General features: G+C 69.0%; 13 protein-coding genes and 1 pseudogene. 8 read left to right on the top strand and 6 right to left on the bottom strand.

Annotated elements, in window-relative coordinates:
• Positions 1–293: 293 nt before the first annotated feature.
• Positions 294–1,013, bottom strand: a complete 720-nt coding sequence (locus R9B84_RS18555) for a TetR/AcrR family transcriptional regulator (RefSeq protein ID WP_423760825.1) — start codon at positions 1,011–1,013, stop codon at positions 294–296.
• Between the two features lie 365 nt (positions 1,014–1,378).
• Here R9B84_RS18555 and R9B84_RS18550 point away from each other — a divergent pair, with 365 nt between their 5' ends.
• The 3 genes from R9B84_RS18550 to R9B84_RS18540 are packed head-to-tail and all read left to right on the top strand — an operon-like array spanning position 1,379 to position 4,578.
• Complete coding sequence (locus R9B84_RS18550) at positions 1,379–2,116, top strand: YoaK family protein (RefSeq protein ID WP_423760824.1); 738 nt, start codon at positions 1,379–1,381, stop codon at positions 2,114–2,116.
• A gap of 48 nt (positions 2,117–2,164) precedes the next feature.
• Positions 2,165–3,106: a glyoxalase gene (locus tag R9B84_RS18545; protein WP_423760823.1), complete on the top strand. Its 942-nt coding sequence runs from the start codon at positions 2,165–2,167 to the stop codon at positions 3,104–3,106.
• A 14-nt stretch (positions 3,107–3,120) separates the two neighbouring features.
• Positions 3,121–4,578 carry an alginate export family protein gene (locus tag R9B84_RS18540; RefSeq protein ID WP_423760822.1) on the top strand — a complete coding sequence of 486 codons (1,458 nt, stop codon included), beginning with the start codon at positions 3,121–3,123 and terminating at the stop codon, positions 4,576–4,578.
• Positions 4,579–4,596: 18 nt separating this feature from the next.
• On the opposite strand, the gene R9B84_RS18535 is transcribed toward R9B84_RS18540, so the two are convergent.
• Complete coding sequence (locus R9B84_RS18535) at positions 4,597–5,502, bottom strand: LysR family transcriptional regulator (RefSeq protein WP_423760821.1); 906 nt, start codon at positions 5,500–5,502, stop codon at positions 4,597–4,599.
• Positions 5,503–5,635: 133 nt separating this feature from the next.
• Between R9B84_RS18535 and R9B84_RS18530 the strand changes: the two genes are divergently transcribed.
• Together R9B84_RS18530 and R9B84_RS18525 are read left to right on the top strand one after the other, a co-directional pair.
• Positions 5,636–6,271 carry a DsbA family oxidoreductase gene (locus tag R9B84_RS18530; protein WP_423760820.1) on the top strand — a complete coding sequence of 212 codons (636 nt, stop codon included), beginning with the start codon at positions 5,636–5,638 and terminating at the stop codon, positions 6,269–6,271.
• Positions 6,272–6,364: 93 nt separating this feature from the next.
• Positions 6,365–6,469, top strand: a pseudogene (locus R9B84_RS18525) (MBL fold metallo-hydrolase); the annotation flags it as partial.
• 40 nt (positions 6,470–6,509) lie between these two features.
• On the opposite strand, the gene R9B84_RS18520 reads toward R9B84_RS18525, so the two are convergent.
• Complete coding sequence (locus R9B84_RS18520) at positions 6,510–7,418, bottom strand: helix-turn-helix domain-containing protein (protein WP_423760819.1); 909 nt, start codon at positions 7,416–7,418, stop codon at positions 6,510–6,512.
• 397 nt (positions 7,419–7,815) lie between these two features.
• Here R9B84_RS18520 and R9B84_RS18515 point away from each other — a divergent pair, with 397 nt between their 5' ends.
• The 3 genes from R9B84_RS18515 (at position 7,816) to R9B84_RS18505 (ending at position 13,520) form a co-directional block, all read left to right on the top strand.
• Positions 7,816–10,707, top strand: coding sequence for an ATP-binding protein (locus tag R9B84_RS18515; RefSeq protein WP_423760818.1), 2,892 nt, complete (start codon positions 7,816–7,818; stop codon positions 10,705–10,707).
• Between the two features lie 164 nt (positions 10,708–10,871).
• Positions 10,872–12,611, top strand: a complete 1,740-nt coding sequence (locus R9B84_RS18510) for an amidohydrolase (protein WP_423760817.1) — start codon at positions 10,872–10,874, stop codon at positions 12,609–12,611.
• A gap of 237 nt (positions 12,612–12,848) precedes the next feature.
• The gene (locus R9B84_RS18505) at positions 12,849–13,520 is read left to right on the top strand and encodes a phosphohydrolase (protein WP_423760816.1); all 672 of its coding nucleotides are present in this window, start codon (positions 12,849–12,851) and stop codon (positions 13,518–13,520) included.
• A gap of 93 nt (positions 13,521–13,613) precedes the next feature.
• On the opposite strand, the gene R9B84_RS18500 is transcribed toward R9B84_RS18505, so the two are convergent.
• The 3 genes from R9B84_RS18500 to R9B84_RS18490 form a co-directional block, all read right to left on the bottom strand.
• Positions 13,614–14,726 (bottom strand): alkene reductase, encoded by a 1,113-nt coding sequence (locus R9B84_RS18500; protein WP_423760815.1) that lies wholly within the window; start codon positions 14,724–14,726, stop codon positions 13,614–13,616.
• A gap of 179 nt (positions 14,727–14,905) precedes the next feature.
• Complete coding sequence (locus R9B84_RS18495) at positions 14,906–16,123, bottom strand: MFS transporter (protein ID WP_423760814.1); 1,218 nt, start codon at positions 16,121–16,123, stop codon at positions 14,906–14,908.
• A 192-nt stretch (positions 16,124–16,315) separates the two neighbouring features.
• Positions 16,316–17,440: a hypothetical protein gene (locus R9B84_RS18490; RefSeq protein WP_423760813.1), complete on the bottom strand. Its 1,125-nt coding sequence runs from the start codon at positions 17,438–17,440 to the stop codon at positions 16,316–16,318.
• Positions 17,441–17,601: the final 161 nt, after the last annotated feature.

Genomic DNA, 17,601 nt, shown 5'->3' with positions numbered 1-17,601 from the left:
GCCTATCGAGGATAGGTGAAGCGCGCGGCGCGCCGGATAAATTGTTCTGAATTCGTCTGGTTGCGCGCGCGACCGGTATCGACCGCCTCATCACGATCACGTTGTGGCCGGGTGGCCGGCGTCTTCCGATCCTCGCGTGCAATGCGCTGCAAGCGGCGGTCCGACGATCGGCACGACCGACGACGGAGCCCGGGCGGGAAAATGCCGGATGTCGATTCGGCCGTCTTCAAGCGTCGTCGAGCGTCGCGCCACGATCGCACGCGATCTGCGCGCGCCCGTCGGCCGCCACCGCGTCACGCGCGCCGGCGGCGCCGGGCGGTCGCGCCCGACCCGAGCTGCTTCAGCGCGGCGGGCGTGCCGTTCAGGAACGCGTCGATCAGCCGCTCGATTTCGGTGTCGAGATCGTCGGGCACCGGCAGGCCGTAGACCCACTTGCGGACGCCGAGATAGAAGATGCTCGCGTGCAGGCTCCAGACCAGTTCGATTTCCGCATTGCGCTGGGCCTCCGTCGCCGGCGTGGCGATGTCGTATTCGTGCCGCAGCTCGCGCAACACCGGCAGGAAGACGCGTTCGCGCAGCCGCGACAGGTAGCGCGTGTTGAAACCCTCGCGGCTGAGCCCCGCGAAGATGAAGGTGCGGATCCATTCGCGCCGCAGGATGGTTTGCGCGTAGGCGCGATAGAACGCGACGAGCCGGTCCTGCAGCGAGACCGTGCGATCGGCGATCAGCTTTTCCCACTCGGGATTCCACGTGTAGATCTCGTCGTAAACGCGATCGATCAGCGCTTCCTTGCTCGGAAAGTACCGGTACAGCAGCGGCTGGGTGACGCCGATCTGCCGCGCGAGCTCGCGCGTGCTGCCGGAAAACCCGTGCGTCGCAAAGTGTTCGATCGCCTTCTCGACGATCTGCCGCTCGCGCGCTTCCGGTGCGAGCCGGCGGCCCGGCGCGATGGCGTTGCCGTCGGCGTCGGTCCCGGGCTCGCGGGCCGGCGTGCTGCGTTTTCTTTCGGTCATTCGTCGGCTCCTGATGGCGCGCATGCCTAAACTATCGATCGAAAAATAACACGATCGGGGCCGCGAATACGGTTTGCGGCGCGGCTTTTGTTGGAGTGCTGAATGCGTCGCGGGATCACCCAGCGTCGAACCGGACCGGCGCCCCCGTCCTGCACTCGAGCCGGCGGATTCAGAAAAATTCAGGCTGCCGCCAAGACATTCAGGCCGGCCTTCACTACTCTAGCTTCCGAACCGTCGCATGGGCCGGACGCCAGTCGGCAAGCCGGACTGTCGGCGAAACCGGAGCGGAACATGCTTTATCTGATCTCGCCACGCGCAGGCATGGCGGACGCCGGCGCAGTCGACACATTCCAGGAAGTCAGGCCATGCCCTCGCAGCAAGTAACCGCGGGCTCCACCGCCGCGCCCGATCACGTGCGCGGCGAGGACGTGTTTCTCGCGTCGATCGCGGGTTATGTCGACACGCTCGGCTTCGTCGCGCTGTTCGGCCTGTTCACCGCGCACGTCACCGGCAACTTCATCCTGATCGGCTCGGGGCTGGCCGGCGTCGGGCAAGGGCTCGTGATCAAGTGGCTCGCGTTTCCGGCCTTCATCGCCGGCATCGTCGGCGCGCGCGTGCTCGACCACCGGATGCGCGCGCTGGGCCATGGCGTGCGCGCACGTTCGCTGTATGCGCTGCAGGCCGTGCTGCTGGCCGGGTTCATGCTGGCCGGCGTGATGGCGTCGCCGATCGCCGACGCCGACGCGCCGCGGACGATCCTGTGCGGCCTGCTCGGCGCCGCGGCGATGGGTGTCCAGAACGCGCACGGCCGGCTGACGGCCCGCTCGGTCGTCGCCAACACGGTGATGACGGGCAACGTCACGCAGGCGGTGATCGATGCATTCGACTGGCTCGTGCCGCTCGCAGCGCCTGCCGAACGGGAAGCCGCGCGTGCGCGGCTGCGGCGCACGCTGCCGCCGATCGCGGGTTTTGCGCTCGGGGCAGGAGCGGGGGCCGCGGCTTACGTGTTCGCCGCCTTCTGGGCGCTGGCGCTGCCGCTCGCGGCGCTGTGCTTCCTCGCCTATCAATCCGGTCGGCCCGACGCGCGGCCGACGTCACGCTGAATGCGCGCGCAGCGTACGGCTGCGCTTGCCACTTTCAAGGAGAACACGATGATTGCACTGAAGTTGCGACAGGTATTGCGGATGACGGCCGCGTCGACGGCCGTGCTCGGCGCATTGCTGGCGACCGCGCCGGCCCATGCCGACGAGACGCGCCTGCTGGAGACCTCGTCCGCGAAGGTGCCGGCCGTTGCGGTCGGCCCGCAATACGACACGACGCACGTGTGCGTCGCACCGGAAGATTTCGACCGCTTCACCGACAGCTTCGTCGCGACCTTCGGCGGCAAGAAGTCGCAGCAGGGCGTGTTCCAGGTCACGCCGACGCCGAGCCAGACGATGTCGCAGCTCGTGCTGACGCCGGTCGGCACGGTCTCGGTGTTCGGCTTCAAGACGCCGATCCCGTATCCGTTCTGCGAGGAGCGTACCGGCTATCTCGTCACCGACATGGACGTCGCGGTGAAGTCGGCGCGCGCGCACGGCGCGGACGTGATCGTCGACACGTTCCCCGACCCGATCGGCCGCGACGCGATCGTCCGCTGGCCGGGCGGCGTGAACATGCAGCTGTACTGGCACACCCAGGCGCCGCACTACGACCCGCTGCAGACGGTGCCTGAAAACCGCGTGTACGTGTCGCCGGAAAGCGCGAGCAAGCTGGTGCACGACTTCGTCGCGTTCTCGCGCGGCAAGGTCGTGTCCGACGTGCGCAAGGCGCCGGGCATCGAGATCGGCCGGCCGAACGACACGTATCGCCGCATCCGCATCGAATCGGGGTTCGGCAAGATGACGGTGCTGGCCACGGACGGCCATCTGCCTTACCCGTTCGGCCGCGAGATGACGGGCTATGAAGTGCCGGATCTGGCCGCGACGCTGAAGCAGGCGCAGGCCGCGGGCGTAACCGTGCTGGTGCCGACGTTCACGTCGGACGGGCGCGATGCCGCGCTCGTGCAGTTCCCGGGCGGCTACGTCGCCGAGATCCACGCGCGGTCGAAATAATGATCCGCCGGCGGATGGGACGAGCATGGCGGCGCGTGCTGCCGGCCGCCGTGCTGGCGGGCGGCGTCGCGACGTACGCCGGTACGGCGGCCGGTGCCGAGGAAGCCGCGGCGGCCGGTGCCGCGGCGCCGGCGTCGACCGCCGGCACCACGTGTACCGCGAAGCGGCCCACCGTGCTGTTCAACCGCTGGCAGGAAGACTGGTCGGTGCTCGCGAATCCGTGCGTGCCGCGCAAGCCGCTCGATGCGCTGAAGTACATCCCGCTGGGCGCCGACCCGTCGACCTACCTGTCGCTCGGCGCGAACCTGCGCGAGCGCTTCGAGCTGAACAACGCGCCGCTGTTCGGGCTCGGCGCCGCGCATGACGACAATTACGTGATCCAGCGCGCGACGGTGCATGCGGACCTGCGTTATGCCGGGCACTTCCAGGCGTTCGTCCAGTTCGTCGATGCGCGGCCGTTCGGCAAGGATACGGTCGGGTCCGTCGACAAGGATCAGCTCGATATCGAGCAGGCGTTCGTCGCGTATGTCGACCAGGTGGGCGGCGGCACGTTCAAGACCCGCATCGGCCGGCAGGAGATGGCCTTCGACTTGCAGCGGTTCGTGTCGGTGCGCGACGGCCCGAACGTGCGTCAGGCGTTCGACGCGCTGTGGGCGGATTACGAAATCGGCAAATGGCGGCTGATCGGTTATGTGACGCGCCCGGTGCAGTACCGCAACGACGCGGTGTTCGACGACGTGTCGAACCGGCACCTGAGATTCGACGGCGTGCGCATCGAGCGCAACGGCACGGGCCCCGGCGACCTGTCGGGCTACTGGTCGCGCTATACGCGCGACAACGCGCGTTATCTCGCCGGCGCCGGGAACGAGCGGCGCGACGTATTCGACCTGCGCTACGCGGGCAAATCCGGCCGCCTCGACTGGGACGTCGAGGCGATGCTGCAGACGGGGCACATCGGGCAGGACACGATCGGTGCGTGGGCGTTCGGCGCGCTGGGCGGCTACACGTTCACGAAGACGCCGGGCACGCCGCGCATCGGCATCCAGGTCGACGGCGCGTCGGGCGACAGGCACCCCGGCGACGGGCGCATGGGCACCTTCAACCCGCTGTTCCCGAACGGCTATTACTTCACGCTCGCCGGCTACACCGGCTACAGCAACCTGATTCACGTGAAGCCGTCGCTGACGTTCAAGCCGGCGAGCAACGTGACGGTGCTGACCGCGGTCGGTTTCCAGTGGCGCGAGACGACGGCCGACGCGATCTACGGGCAAGGGATGTCGGCCGTGCCCGGCACGGCCGGCAAGGGCGGGTCGTGGACGGGCATGTATGCGCAGGCCCGCGTGGACTGGCTCGTCAATCCGAACCTGGCGCTGGCCGTCGAGGCCGTGCACTTCCAGGTCGCCGATTCGATTCGCGCGCTCGGTGCGCGCAATGCCGACTATGTCGGCGTGGAAGCGAAGTTCGGCTGGTAACGCGGCGCGCCGCGCGGCTCAGTGCTGCGGGCGCGCCAGCGTCTCGACAAAATCGATGAACGCCGTGACGCGCTTCGAGCCGCGCTGATTCGGCAGGTACAGCGCGGTGACGACCGAGCGCGCCGCATCGGGCGTGACGTCGTACTGTTCGAAGAGCCTGCGCAGGCGGCCCGACTGGACGTCGGCATCGACCAGCCAGTCGGGCAGCAGCGCGATGCCGGCGCCGTCGAGCACGGCATCGTGCAACACTTCGCTGTGATTCGACTTCAGGCGCCCGGCGACGAGCACTTTCGTCGTGCCGTGCGCATCGGCAAACGTCCACGCCTGCTGGTCGCCGCCGAAATGAAAGCGCAGGCACCCGTGATCGACCAGTTCGCCCGGCGCCGATGGCGTGCCGTGCGCATCGAGGTAGTCGTGGCTCGCGACGACATAGCGCTGGAACGTGCCGAGCTGCCGCGCGACGACTTCCGCGGACGGCGCCGCTTCGCCGAGCCGGATCGCGACGTCGATCCGGCTGGCGACGAGATCGACGCGTTCGTCGGTGAGCTGCAGGTCGAGATCGAGCTTTGGATAGCGCGCGAGGAAGGCCGCGACGTGCGGCGCGATGCGGCGCCTGCCGTACGCGACCGGCACCGACACGCGCAGCGGTCCGGACGGCTCGTCGCCGCGATCGGCGACCAGCGCGTCGGCTTCCGCGAGTTCCTCGAGCAGCCGCTTCGCGCGGGCGTAGTACACGGAGCCGGCATCGGACAGCGTGACCTGTCGCGTCGTGCGGTTCAGCAGCACGGTGCCGAGCGACGCTTCAAGTGCATCCACCGCGCGCACCACCGACGACGCCGCGAGTTCGAGACGCCGTCCCGCGCTCGAGAAGCCGCCGGCTTCCGCTACTTCCACGAACGCGCGCAGCGCGGAGAATTTGTCCATGTCGTCGCCTTGGTGACTTCGTGCCTTTGTGTCTTTGTGCGTATCGCAACGATGCGTTGCGTGCCGTTCGGATTCTATCGCCGGCCCGCACGCGTTATCTTCCGGACTGGCAATGTACAGGAAGGAGCGTGCGATGAAACCCCTCGAAGTCACGGTGACCTACGATCTCATCTGCCCGTGGTGCTGGATCGCGGAGCACCGGCTTGCGGAGGCGATCGACGAAGCCGGCCTCGCCGGCAACGTGAGCATCCGGTTCGTGCCGTTCGAACTGAACCCGACGATGCCGGCCGGCGGCATCGACCGCAAGGCGTACCGGAGCGCGAAGTTCGGCAGTTGGGCGCGCTCGCAGGCACTCGACGCGCATGTCGCCGAAGCCGGCCGGGCGGCGGGCCTCGTGTTCGATCATGCGCGGATCGCGCGCACGCCGAACACGCGGCTTGCACACCGGCTCGTCTGGTTCGCCCAGCAACGCGGTAGCGCGGTCGCGCTCGCCGATGCGCTGTTCGCCGCCTATTTCCGCGACGGCCGCGACATCGGCGACGCGGACGTGCTGGTCGAGATTGCGGCCGGCACCGGTTTGCCGGGCGACGCGGCGCGTGCGTTCCTGGCGTCCGGCGAAGGGCTCGACGCGGTGGTCGCGCTCGAAGCGGACGCGGTGCGCGAAGGCGTCGCTTCGGTGCCGTCGACGCGCATCGGGCTGTCGGTCGTCAGCGGTGCGCAGCCGGCTGCCGTCTTTCGCGATGCATTGATTGCCGCGCAGCCCGCTTGACCGGGCCGCGTGAATCCGGGCCGGCGCAGCCGAGACGCGGCTTTCAGAACGATTCATGTCCTGCTCAGGATTATTGCGAATTCGGCCGGTAAGCTCGGTGCCGCGCACGTCGCGTTTCCCGGGCTCGGGCATTTGCGCAGGGACGGGGAGCAGTACGACTGGGTGCCGGTCAATTACGACACGACGCCGCTTCGATGACGGGTATGGTGCGCGGAAACAGTGGCCGCGCGTGACGGAATCAGCGCGACAGTTCGCGCCGCCATGCGCCCGGCGGATGGCCGACGATGCGCACGAACACGCGGTTCAGGTGGCTCTGGTCCGCGAAGCCGCAGGCGGCCGCGATTTCCGCGAGCGTCATGTCGGTCGTCTCGATCAGTTGCCGGGCGCGGATCACGCGCTGTTCGAGCAGCCATTGATGCGGCGTGCGCCCCGTCGTGCGCGAGAACGCGCGGATGAAATAGCCGCGCGACAGATCGCATTCATTGGCCACTTCCTCGATCGACACGCCGAGATCCGCCTTTTCCATCAGCAGTTCCTTGGCGAGCGCTGCCTTGGCCGGCGACAGCAGGCCCTTGCGCTGCAGGTCGCGCGCGTGCGCATTGCCGTAGCGGCATGCGAGATGCGTGCCGATCGCGAGCCCCATTTGCTCGACGAACAGCGTGTTCAACGCGCCCGGCGCGTCGAGGCTGTTGGCGACGGCGTGCGCGAGATGGCCCAGCACCGCGTCCTGCACGTCGGGCGCGCAGGTCAGGCCGCCGATTTCCGTTCCGTCGTGCTCGCGGCCCAGGTCGTCCAGGTAGCTGCGCGACAGCTCGACGAGCACGAAGTCGAACTTGCCGTACAGGTCGGCGCGGAAATTCCGGGAAAAGTCGCGAATGTAGATCGAGTTGTGCTGAAACCGCCGCTCGGATGCGCCGGCCCCGCCGTAGATCGTGCGCCGGTGCCCGCCATTGAGCGACACGCCGATCAGGAAGCCGCGATCGCTGGCCGCCATCTCGATGCGCTCGAATTGCTCGTCGCGCATGCATTTGCGGTGGAGCGTCAGGCCGCCGACCGACCTTTCAATATCCTTGTGCAGCAGGCTCGCGATGCATCCGAGCGTGTCTTTCGGCGGCGCCGCAGGGGGTGCGACGAAGGGGGCTTGCATGGTGGAACGATCCTTCGATGGGGTACGGCGCGCGAGCATGTTCACGCGCAGTTTAAACGGTGCACCCGACAGCCCCAAGATAACTTGAATAAATGTCCACTGCCTGACGAAATGCTTGCAGCGGCCCGATCCGTGCCGCGCCGGCCCGGCAGGCGCGCGAAGGCGCGATCCCGATCGATATTGCCCCATTCGTATTCGCGCGACGCGGGTTCGGTGGCGTGCCCATGCGGCGGTCGCCAGCGCATTTTCCTTCAAGATTTTTGTTTTTACGGCGTTTACACTCGGCCCACTTTTTGAGATTTTGCGCCCGGCCTGCAGGGCTGGCCGGGTGCGCACTCCCGCCCCGGTGAACTGCCGTGTTCACATGGCGGTCATCGTGGGGAACCTGGAGGCGGCCATGATCCAGATCGGGACGTTGTCGGTGGATTTCGAGCAGCGAGACATTCGCTGCCACGGCGCGTCGCTGCGTATTGGCGCACGCGCGCTTGACATACTGGAAGTACTGCATCGCGCCAACGGTTCCGTCGTGTCGAAGGACGACATCATGGATGCCGTCTGGCCGGGCCTGATCGTCGAGGAGAACCGGCTGCAGGTCCATGTCGCGACGTTGCGCAAGGCGCTGGGCGCAGACCGCGACCTGATCAAGACGGTGCCGGGCCGCGGCTACGTGCTGATCGCGAATCCTGCCGCCGCGCACGCGGCGCCACCGCGCGCGACCGCATTGCCGCCCGACGCCGTCGCGGCTGCCCGTCCGGTTCCGCTGGTCGGACGTCAGGCCGAGATCGAGCAGATCGTCGACATGATCGAACGCGCGCCGGTCGTCACGCTGGTCGGTGCGGGCGGCATCGGCAAGACGAGCCTGGCCGACCGGGTCGCGCACGAGCTGCGCAGCCGGTCCGGCGAGCGCGTCCTGTTCGTGGCGCTGGCGAGTGCCGCGACGCGCGACGACGTGCTGCTCGCGATTGCCGCGGAACTTGGGCTCGACACGGACGGCATGCCGGACCTCGACCGGATCGGCGATGCATTCGCCGCGTCACCGGGCCTGATCGTGCTCGACAACGCGGAGCACGTCGTCGATCTGGTGGCCGACCTCGTCGATACGCTGACGTCGCGCGCCGCGTCGCTGCGCGTGCTCGTGACGAGTCGCGAGCCTCTTCATATCTCGGTCGAAGCCGTGTTTCGCGTGAGTCCGCTGGCGGTGCCGGACGGCGGTGCATCCGTCGACGAGATCGTGCGCCATTCGGCCGTCGAGCTGTTCCTGGCGCGGATCCGCGCCGCCACGCCCGACTGCGCGGTCGATCCGGCCAGCATCAGGCTGATCGGCGACATCTGCCGGCGTCTCGACGGGCTGCCGCTGGCGATCGAACTGGCTGCCGCGCGCGTCGCGACGCTCGGGCTCGAGGTCGTCGCGTCGCGTCTCGACGACCGGCTGAACCTGCTGACGGGCGGGCTTCGCTCGGCGCTGCCGCGCCACCAGACGTTGCGGGCGACGTTCGACTGGAGCTACGTGCTGCTGGATGCGGCCGCGCGGTCGCTGTTTCGTCGGATGGCGTGCTTCATCGGCCCGTTTACGTTCGATGCCGCCCGCGAGGTCGCGATGGAGCCCGGCATGTCGGCCGCCGAGATGATCGCGGTGCTCGGCGAACTGGTCGCGAAATCGCTGGTGACCGTCGAGTTCGACGGCGCGCAGGCGCGCTACCGGTTGACGGAATCGACACGCGCGTATGCGCTCGAGAAGCTGCACAACGAGGGCGAATTCGAATCCGTCGCCGAGCGTCATGCGTGCTACGAACGCGAGCAGGGGGAAGCGCGGATGCAGACGCAGGCACAAGCCGCGGATCTCGCGAGCCTGCGTCTTGCCGCAGGCGCGCCGGCGTCGCGCGAGCCCGTGGCGGCCGAGCCCCAGGCGCTGGAAGCGGACGCGCTGACGCTCGCGTTGCGGGAGCCGGCGCACATGCGCGAATGTTCGATACCGGCGAGACGGGCGCTCGACGCAATCGAGGCCGAAGGGGCAGGAGGCGTCGACGCGGCGCGCGAGATGCGCTTGCGCGCGGCCTATGCGGCGGCGCTGCTGCATACCGATGGCGATACGCACACGGCCGCCGCGATGTGGGACAGGACGCTCGGTCTCGCGGGCCGGCTCGGCGACGAGGCGTTCGACGCGCGCGCGCTGGTGGGGCTGTGGAACACGATGCTGACGCGCTCCGACATCCACGAATCGTTGCGTTACGCGACGCGCTTCGAGCGCGCCGCCGAGCGGCGGGGCGACCGGTCGCAGCGGCTGCTGGCGAACGCGATGGTCGCGACTTCGCTGCATTACTTCGGCGAGCATGCGCAGGCGCGCGAGCGGCTGGAGGCGGCGACGGCCGGGCTGGCCGAGGTCGGCGAGCCGTCGTGCGCGGAGGCGGCGCTGGGGATCGACGTCGCGGCGCTCGGCCGGACGATGCTGACGCGGCTCGTGTGGATGCAGGGCGATCCGGAATATGCGATGCGACTGGCGGCGCAGGCGGTCGAATGTGCGCGCCGCGCCGGGTCGGGGCTGGCGTTGTGTGTCGTGCTCGGCGCCGCAGCCGTACCGATTGCATTGCGCTATGGCGACCACGACGTGATTTCCGACTATCTCGGCACGCTGCGATCGACCGCCGAGGCGAACGGGTTCGACATCTGGCTCAGCCACGCGGAATGTCTGGCCGGGCAGTTCGACATGCAGACCGGGCACCCCGGTGCCGGTCTCGCGCGGCTCGAGCCCGCGCTGCGGCGCATCGAAACGAGCGGATTCAGGCGCGTGCTCGCGCCGCTGACCGTCGCGTACGCGGAAGGACTGACGCGCACGGGCCGCGCGGCCGAGGCATGCACGAAGCTCGACGCGACGCTCGCGCGCTGCCGCGCGCACGGCGAGCATCTGTTCGTGCCTGAACTGTTGCGTGCCAGGGGGCTCGCGATGCTCGAACAGGCCCGCACCGCCGATGCGGATCTCGCGATTGCCTGCGAAGCCGACGGGCACCGTCATCTGCTGATGGGGATCCATACCGCGAACGGGCAAGGGGCCGCGATGTGGGCGCTGCGCGGCACGCTCGATCTCGCCGATCACCTGATCGAGCGTGGGCGGACCGCGCAGGCTTCGTCGCTGGTGGCGAATCTGTCGGGGCATTTCGATCCGCAATCGCGCGCGTTCGACGTGCGCCGGCTGGCACGCGTGCAGAACTTCGTGCGCCCGGAGACGACACCGTCGACGTCCCGTACGCGCATGCGGCACGAGGCGGCGGATGCGATGCAGCAGGTGGCGTAGCGGCGCGCCCGGCCCGCGCAGGACGCCGTCGCGCCGTCGCGCCGCGGCCTGCCGGTCCGATCGATCAACGTTCAAGGGGAAGTGGATGGTCCGTGTATCGTCAATCCGGGTGCATGCCGCGTGCGGCCGTATGCCGGCTTTCGGCGCAAGCGGGAGGCACGACAGTGCTTAAGGCGACGGAATCCGCCGAAGCGGCGGACCTCATCGTATGCAACGGCAAGATCGCGACGCAGGACGACAGGCAGTCGTTCGTGACCGCGCTCGCGGTGAAGGACGGCCGGATCCTCGCGACCGGCAGCGGGCACGACGTGATGCGCCATGCGCGCGCCGACACGCTGCGCATCGACCTGAACGGCCGCACCGTGATCCCGGGGCTGAACGATTCGCACCTGCACATGATCCGCGGCGGCCTGAATTTCAACCTGGAACTGCGCTGGGACGGCGTGCCGACGCTGGCCGATGCGCTCGCCATGCTGCGTCGCCAGGTGTTGCGCACGCCTGCGCGGCAGTGGGTGCGCGTCGTCGGCGGCTGGACCGAATTCCAGTTCGCGGAAAAACGCGGGCCGACGGTGGCCGAACTCAACGCGATCGCACCCGACACGCCGGTCTTCATCATGCACCTGGGCGACAGCGCGCTCCTGAACGCGGCCGCGCTGCGCGCGATCGGCTATGGCCGCGACACGTCGGACCCGCCCGGCGGCGAGATCCAGCGCGATCGCCTCGGCAGGCCGACCGGCATGCTGATCGCGCGCCCGGACATGGGCGTCCTGCATGCGGCGCTCGAGAAGGGCCCGAAGCTCGGCCATGACGACCAGATGAATTCGATGCGGCATTTCATGCGCGAACTGAACCGCCTCGGCGTGACGAGCGCGATCGACGCAGGCGGCGATTTCCAGGCCTTTCCGGACGACTATGGCGCGATCCTGGCGCTCGCACAGCGCGGCGAACTGACGGTGCGCATTGCGTACAGCCTGTTCGTGCAGCATGCCGGACGGGAACTCGACGACTACGCGCGCTGGGTGACGCTGGCGAAGCCCGGCGACGGCGACGCGTTCCTGCGGATGAACGGCGCCGGCGAACTGCTGGTGTATTCGGCCGCCGATTTCGGGAATTTTCTCGAACCGCGCCCCGACCTGCCCGCGGCGCTCGAGGCCGAACTGGCCGCGGTGGTCCGGCTGCTGGTGCGGCACCGCTGGCCGTTCCGGCTGCATGCGACGTACGACGAATCGATCGGCCGTTTCCTGAACGTGCTCGAAGCGGTGAACCGCGACATGCCGTTCGACGGGCTGCGCTGGTTCTTCGACCACTGCGAGACGATTTCGGATGCGAACATCGCGCGCATCGCCGCGCTCGGCGGCGGCGTGACGGTCCAGCACCGGATGGCGTTCCAGGGTGAGTACTTCATTGCGCGCTACGGCGCCGAAGCGGCCACGCGCACGCCGCCGATCCGCGCGATGCTCGCGGCCGGCTTGCCGGTCGGCGCGGGCACCGATGCGACGCGCATCGCGAGCTACAACCCGTTCGTGTCGCTGTACTGGATGGTGTCCGGGCGCACGGTCGGCGGTACGGCGCTCTACCCCGAACGCAACCGGCTCAGCCGGATGGAAGCGCTGCGCCGCTACACGGTCGGCAGCGCGTGGTTCTCGAACGAGGACGACCGCAAGGGCGCGCTGGTGCCCGGCCAGTACGCTGATTTCGCGGTGCTGACGGACGATTACTTCATGATCGACGAATCACGGATCAATTCTTTGTCGTCGGTGCTGACGGTCGTCGACGGCAAGGTCGTGCATGCGGACGACGAGTTCGCGCCGCTCGCGCCGCCGCCGCTGCCGGTCAGCCCCGCGTGGTCGCCGGTGGCCGAATTCGGCGGATTCGACCGGCGTCGCCATGCCGCGTCGGCGTAGCCGCGCGCAGCGGCGGTCGACGGTCCGGACGCCGGTTCCGCACGCGGTCGCGGCCGTCGTTTCGTTTGGCGCCTTCGGGCGGCCGGGATGGACGCCGTCGAGCAGTGCGAAGCAGTCGGTCAACCCGGTGTCGCCTTTCAGGATGGCATCGATCAGCGGGCAGGCCGGCCACCCCGGCGCGTGCTGCGCGATGAATGGATAATTTTTCGCCCCCGGCGTGGGGCAGAAGGAGACGAGATGAGTGCTGCGCATACCTGCGCAACGAACGATGACGAAGTCGCCGGCGTCCGCATTCCCCGTACGCCGATGGCGATCGAAGCCGCCGAAGCGGCATGCGCGTCGCTACCGCTGGTGATCACCGATCACGCGTGCCGGGTGTTCGTCCTCGCGTCGCTGGCCGCGCGACGTGCAAACGAGACCTGCGATGCCGATACGCTGTACGTGGCCGCGATGTACGCGAACATGGGATTGAGCACCGCGTATGGGCGCTCGACCGAGCGCTACGAGCTCGACAGCGCCGATGCCGCACAGGCGTTCCTGCTGCGCCATCAGACATCGCAGCGCATGCGCGACGACGTGTGGCACGCGATCGCGCTGCATACGACGCCCGGCGTGGCCGCGCGCGTGTCGCCGCTCGCGCGTGTGCTGGCGTCCGCCGTATCGACCGACCTGATGGCAACCGGCTTCGACGCGTATTCGGCCGACGAGCGGCGGGCGCTGCTCGCCGCGTACCCGCGCGGCGACGGGTTCGGCGACGCGTTCCTCGACGCGATCGCGCGCGGGGTCGCGCACCGGCCGGCATCGACGTTCGGCACGTGGAGCGCCGACGTGCTCGAGCGCGCCGATCCGGATTTTCACCGGCCGAATTTCTGCGGACGCGTGCTGGGCGCACGCTGGAAAGACGCCTGACGGCGTCCGTGCGGATCCGGCAGATCGTGCCGGCCTCGTCGGCCGTCGGGGCGGCCCGGCGATTGTCGCGCCGGGCCACGGCCGGTGCGGCGTTCAGGCGTTCCGGCCTGCTGCGTCGTGACGCGCATAGTCGACGTATCCCGCGCGGTCGCCGCCATACCAGCCGACCGGCTTCGGCGCGGCGAGCGGCGCATTCGCCGCGAGGCGTTCGACGAGATCGGGGTTGGCGATGTACGCGCGCGCGAACGCGACGAGATCGGCATCGCCCGCATCGATCAGCGCATGCGCGGCATCCGGCGCAATGCCGCCGTTGACGATCAGCGTGCCGCCGAAGGTCTTGCGCGTGTTCTCGACGATGCGCGGCAGGTCGGGCTCGCCGCTCCAGCCGTTGGTGTCCGCCGCGTGCAGATAGGCGACGCCGGCTTCGTCGAGCAGGCGGCCGACGTACGCGTACGTCGCATCCGGATCCGCATCGCGCACGTTGTTGTACTTCGCGTACGGCGAGATGCGCACGCCCACGCGGTCGAGCGGCATCACGCCGCCGACCGCGTCGACGATTTCCTCGAGGAAGCGCGCGCGGTTCGCGACCGAGCCGCCGTAACGGTCGTCGCGGCGGTTCAGCGTCGACGACAGGAACTGGTGCGGCAGGTAGCCGTTGGCCGCATGGATCTCGACGCCGTCGAAGCCGGCCGCCATCGCGCGGACGGCCGCCTGGCGGAATTCGTCGACTGTCCCGGCGACTTCGTCCGTCGTCATCGCGCGCGACGGCGTCGCGTGGATCTTCGTGTAATAGCCGTTCTGCAACTGCGCCCACACCTGCAACTGCTCGAGATCGTCGTTGACGCCGGACGGCGACAGCGGCGCGTTGCCGCCGAGCAGCGTCAGCGAGCTGACCCGGCCGCCGTGCCACAACTGCGCGAAGATGCGGCCGCCGTTCGCGTGGACCGCGTCCGTGATCTGCTTCCAGCCGGCCGCCTGCTCGTCGGTGACGAGCCCCGGCGTCAGTTCGAACGACGCGGAGGCCGGGCTGACGTTGGTCGCTTCGGTGACGATCAGGCCGGCGGACGCGCGCTGTGCGTAGTATTCGGCCATGAGTTCGGTCGGCTGGCCGCGCGACGGCGCGCGCGAACGCGTCATCGGCCCCATCACGACACGGTTGGGAAGCGGCAGGCCGCGCAGGTCGTAGTGGCTGAGCAGGGAAGACATGATGGATTCCTTTTGCGTGGCGCAGGGCGGCGCCGCGTATCGTCCGGTTGCGACCGGCGCAAGGCGGGCCCTGCGGAAAGTTCGGGGGTGACGTGGGTGACGCGGGTGACGTGCCGGCAGCGTTCCGGCGCGCGAACGGCCCGGTCGGGCGTCGCGCGTGAACCGGTGCCGGCGCCGGTTCAGGTCCGTGCGTGGCGTTCGGCGTGCGGACGCCCGATCACGAGGTAATGCGCGAGCGCGACGATCGGGAACGCGCCGGCGACCGCGGCGACGAGCGGCCAGCCGCCATGCTCGTACAGCGGGCTCGCGAGCGCGGAGCCGACGGCGCCGCCGACGAAGATGCTCGTCATGTACAGCGCGTTCAGGCGGTTGCGGCTCGCCGCATGCAGCGCGTAGATCTCGCGCTGGCCGAGCACCATGTTCATCTGCACCGCGAAATCGAGCACGATGCCCGTGACGACGAGGCCGTACAGGCCGGCGCCGTGGATCAGCGCGACCGCGTACGACAGCGTGCCGGCCACCAGCGCGATCAGCGTCGCCCGGACGGTATGGCCGGCATCCGCGAGGCGGCCCGCGACCGGCGCCGACGTCGCGCCGATTGCGCCGACGAGGGCGAACAGGCCGATGGCCGATTGCGACAGCCCGTAGTGACGCGTCAGCTCGACCGGTACGGCGGTCCAGAACAGGCTGAACGACGCGAACATCAGGCCCTGGTAGAACGCGCGATGACGCAGCACCGGCATCGTGCGGACCAGATGCAGCAGCGAGCCGATCAGTTCGAAGTAGGTGGCGCGATGGTCGGGCTGGCGCGACGGGATCGTCAGCGCGAGCACGGCCGTCACGAGCGTCATCAGCACGGCGGCGGCCGCGAATACGAAGCGCCAGCCGAACGCGTCGGCCACCACGCTCGACAGCGGGCGCGCGAGCAGGATGCCGAGCAGCAGCCCGCTCATGATCGTGCCGACCACGCGGCCGCGCGAATGATCCGGCGCGAGGTGCGCGGCAAGCGGCACCAGGATCTGCACGGCAACCGAGCTGAAGCCGACCAGCAGCGAGATCGCGAGGAACAGCCCGGGCGTCTGGACGACCGCGGCCGCCGCGAGGCTCGCGATCGACACGACGGCCGTGACGATCATCAGCTTGCGGTTCTCGAGCAGGTCGCCGAGCGGCACGATGAAGAACAGGCCGAGCGCGTAGCCGATCTGCGTCAGCGACACGATGAGGCTCGCGGTCCCGCCGGACATGTGCAGGCTGGGTGCGATGAGTTCGGTGATCGGTTGCGCGTAATACAGGTTCGCGACGATCGCGCCGCAACTGAACGCGAACAGCAGGATGAGGCCCTGCGTGAGCTTGGTCGCGTGCCCGTGGGCCGGGACCGAGGTGGATTCTGCTGACATGGTCGACTCCTTGGAAAGAGATGTCGGGTGCCCAGTCGTCGGGCGGGCGTGATGGTGTTCGGGTGTTCGTCGCGGCGTAACGCAAGTCGCCGCATTGCCGTCAAGATTATTGATCGATCGATAACAAGGGAATACGCCCGGTGCGCAATCGAGCTTTGCGCGCTACGCAAAGGGGTCGGACCGTGGACGGATTCATGCGCATGCGCCGAGGCCGAGATCGGTCGCGAACCGCACGCCGGCGTCGGTGAGGCCCGCCGACGCGACCCGGCGCGCGGCCGCCCAGGACGCGGTGCGTCTCGTGACGTCGTGCGCGCCCGACGGCAGCGCCTGCGCGAGGGTGACCGCGTCGGCAAGGGCCTTCGACATGCCGGATGCCGTATGGGGCCGCAGCGTGCAGGCCGCGTCGCCGACGAGCGCGATGCGGCCGCTGGCGAAGGCGGGGCTGAAGGCGTCGAAGACGGCCTGAACGGACGGCGCGGCGGTCGCGTCGACCAGTTGCGACAGCACCGGCGGCAGACGCTCGCGCGCGAGCATGCCCAGCTCGGCGTGCGCGCGGGTCGACAACAGGCCCGGTTCGGCCGACACGCCGTGCAGGCGGCCGCCGAGGTCGGCCAGATGGCTGTGCAATGCGTCGAGGTTCGCTTCGGAGCGGTACCAGATCCAGTTGAAGCGTTGCGCGCGAGGCCCCGGCATGCCGTCGGCGGCGGGAATCTGGAACGCCATGAACAGTTCGCCGGGCTGCCGGTAGAGCGTCAGGTTCTCGACCAGCATTTCGATGGTCCCGGCATCGAACGCGGCTTCGTCGACGACGCCACGCCATGCGAAGTAGCCGGCATAACGCGGCGCGTAGCCGGGAAACAGCGCCGTGCGGATGCGCGAGCCCGCGCCTTCCGCGGCGACGAGCAGGTCCACCCGTTCGCGCGTCGCGCCGATCTGCAGGTCGACGCCGTCCGGGGCGCGGCGTTCGACCGTCACGGGGCTGTCGTAGCGGATCATGCCGTCCGGCAGCATCGCGCACAGCGCGCGATAGACGATGTCCCACGACGAGAACGGCAGCCATTGACACGCGTCGTCGACGATGCGGCCCGCGCGGTCGATCCAGCGCCGGCGGCGCGTCGGAACCGTCGCGATCGACAGCCGCTGACCGCCGTGCGCGTCGAGAAATGCCGTCATGCGGCGCAGGACCGCGACACCGCCGCCATGATCGGGCACTCGCCGGTCGCGGCGCTCGTGGACGACGACCTCGTGACCGATGCAATTCAGCGTGACGGCGGCGGCGAGGCCCGCGATGGAGCCGCCGGCGATCGCGATCTTCATGATGCGCCTCTCGAAACGGGCTTCCGGCGCGGATATCGCGGGTAGCGAAGCCCCATGAGAGCAGTCTGGATCGGGCGGACTGAATAGTCCTAAACCGCGTCTTAATTCACTTGATTTTCACAGTGTGCACGGCGGCGCGGGCGAGCGGTTTCAGCGATGAG

It is taken from the genome of Burkholderia sp. NLJ2, from assembly GCF_049487195.1.
GTDB classification, from domain to species: domain Bacteria; phylum Pseudomonadota; class Gammaproteobacteria; order Burkholderiales; family Burkholderiaceae; genus Burkholderia; species Burkholderia pyrrocinia.
Note: the sequence above shows the minus strand (reverse complement) of the source record. Positions and strands in the feature narration are given on the sequence as shown.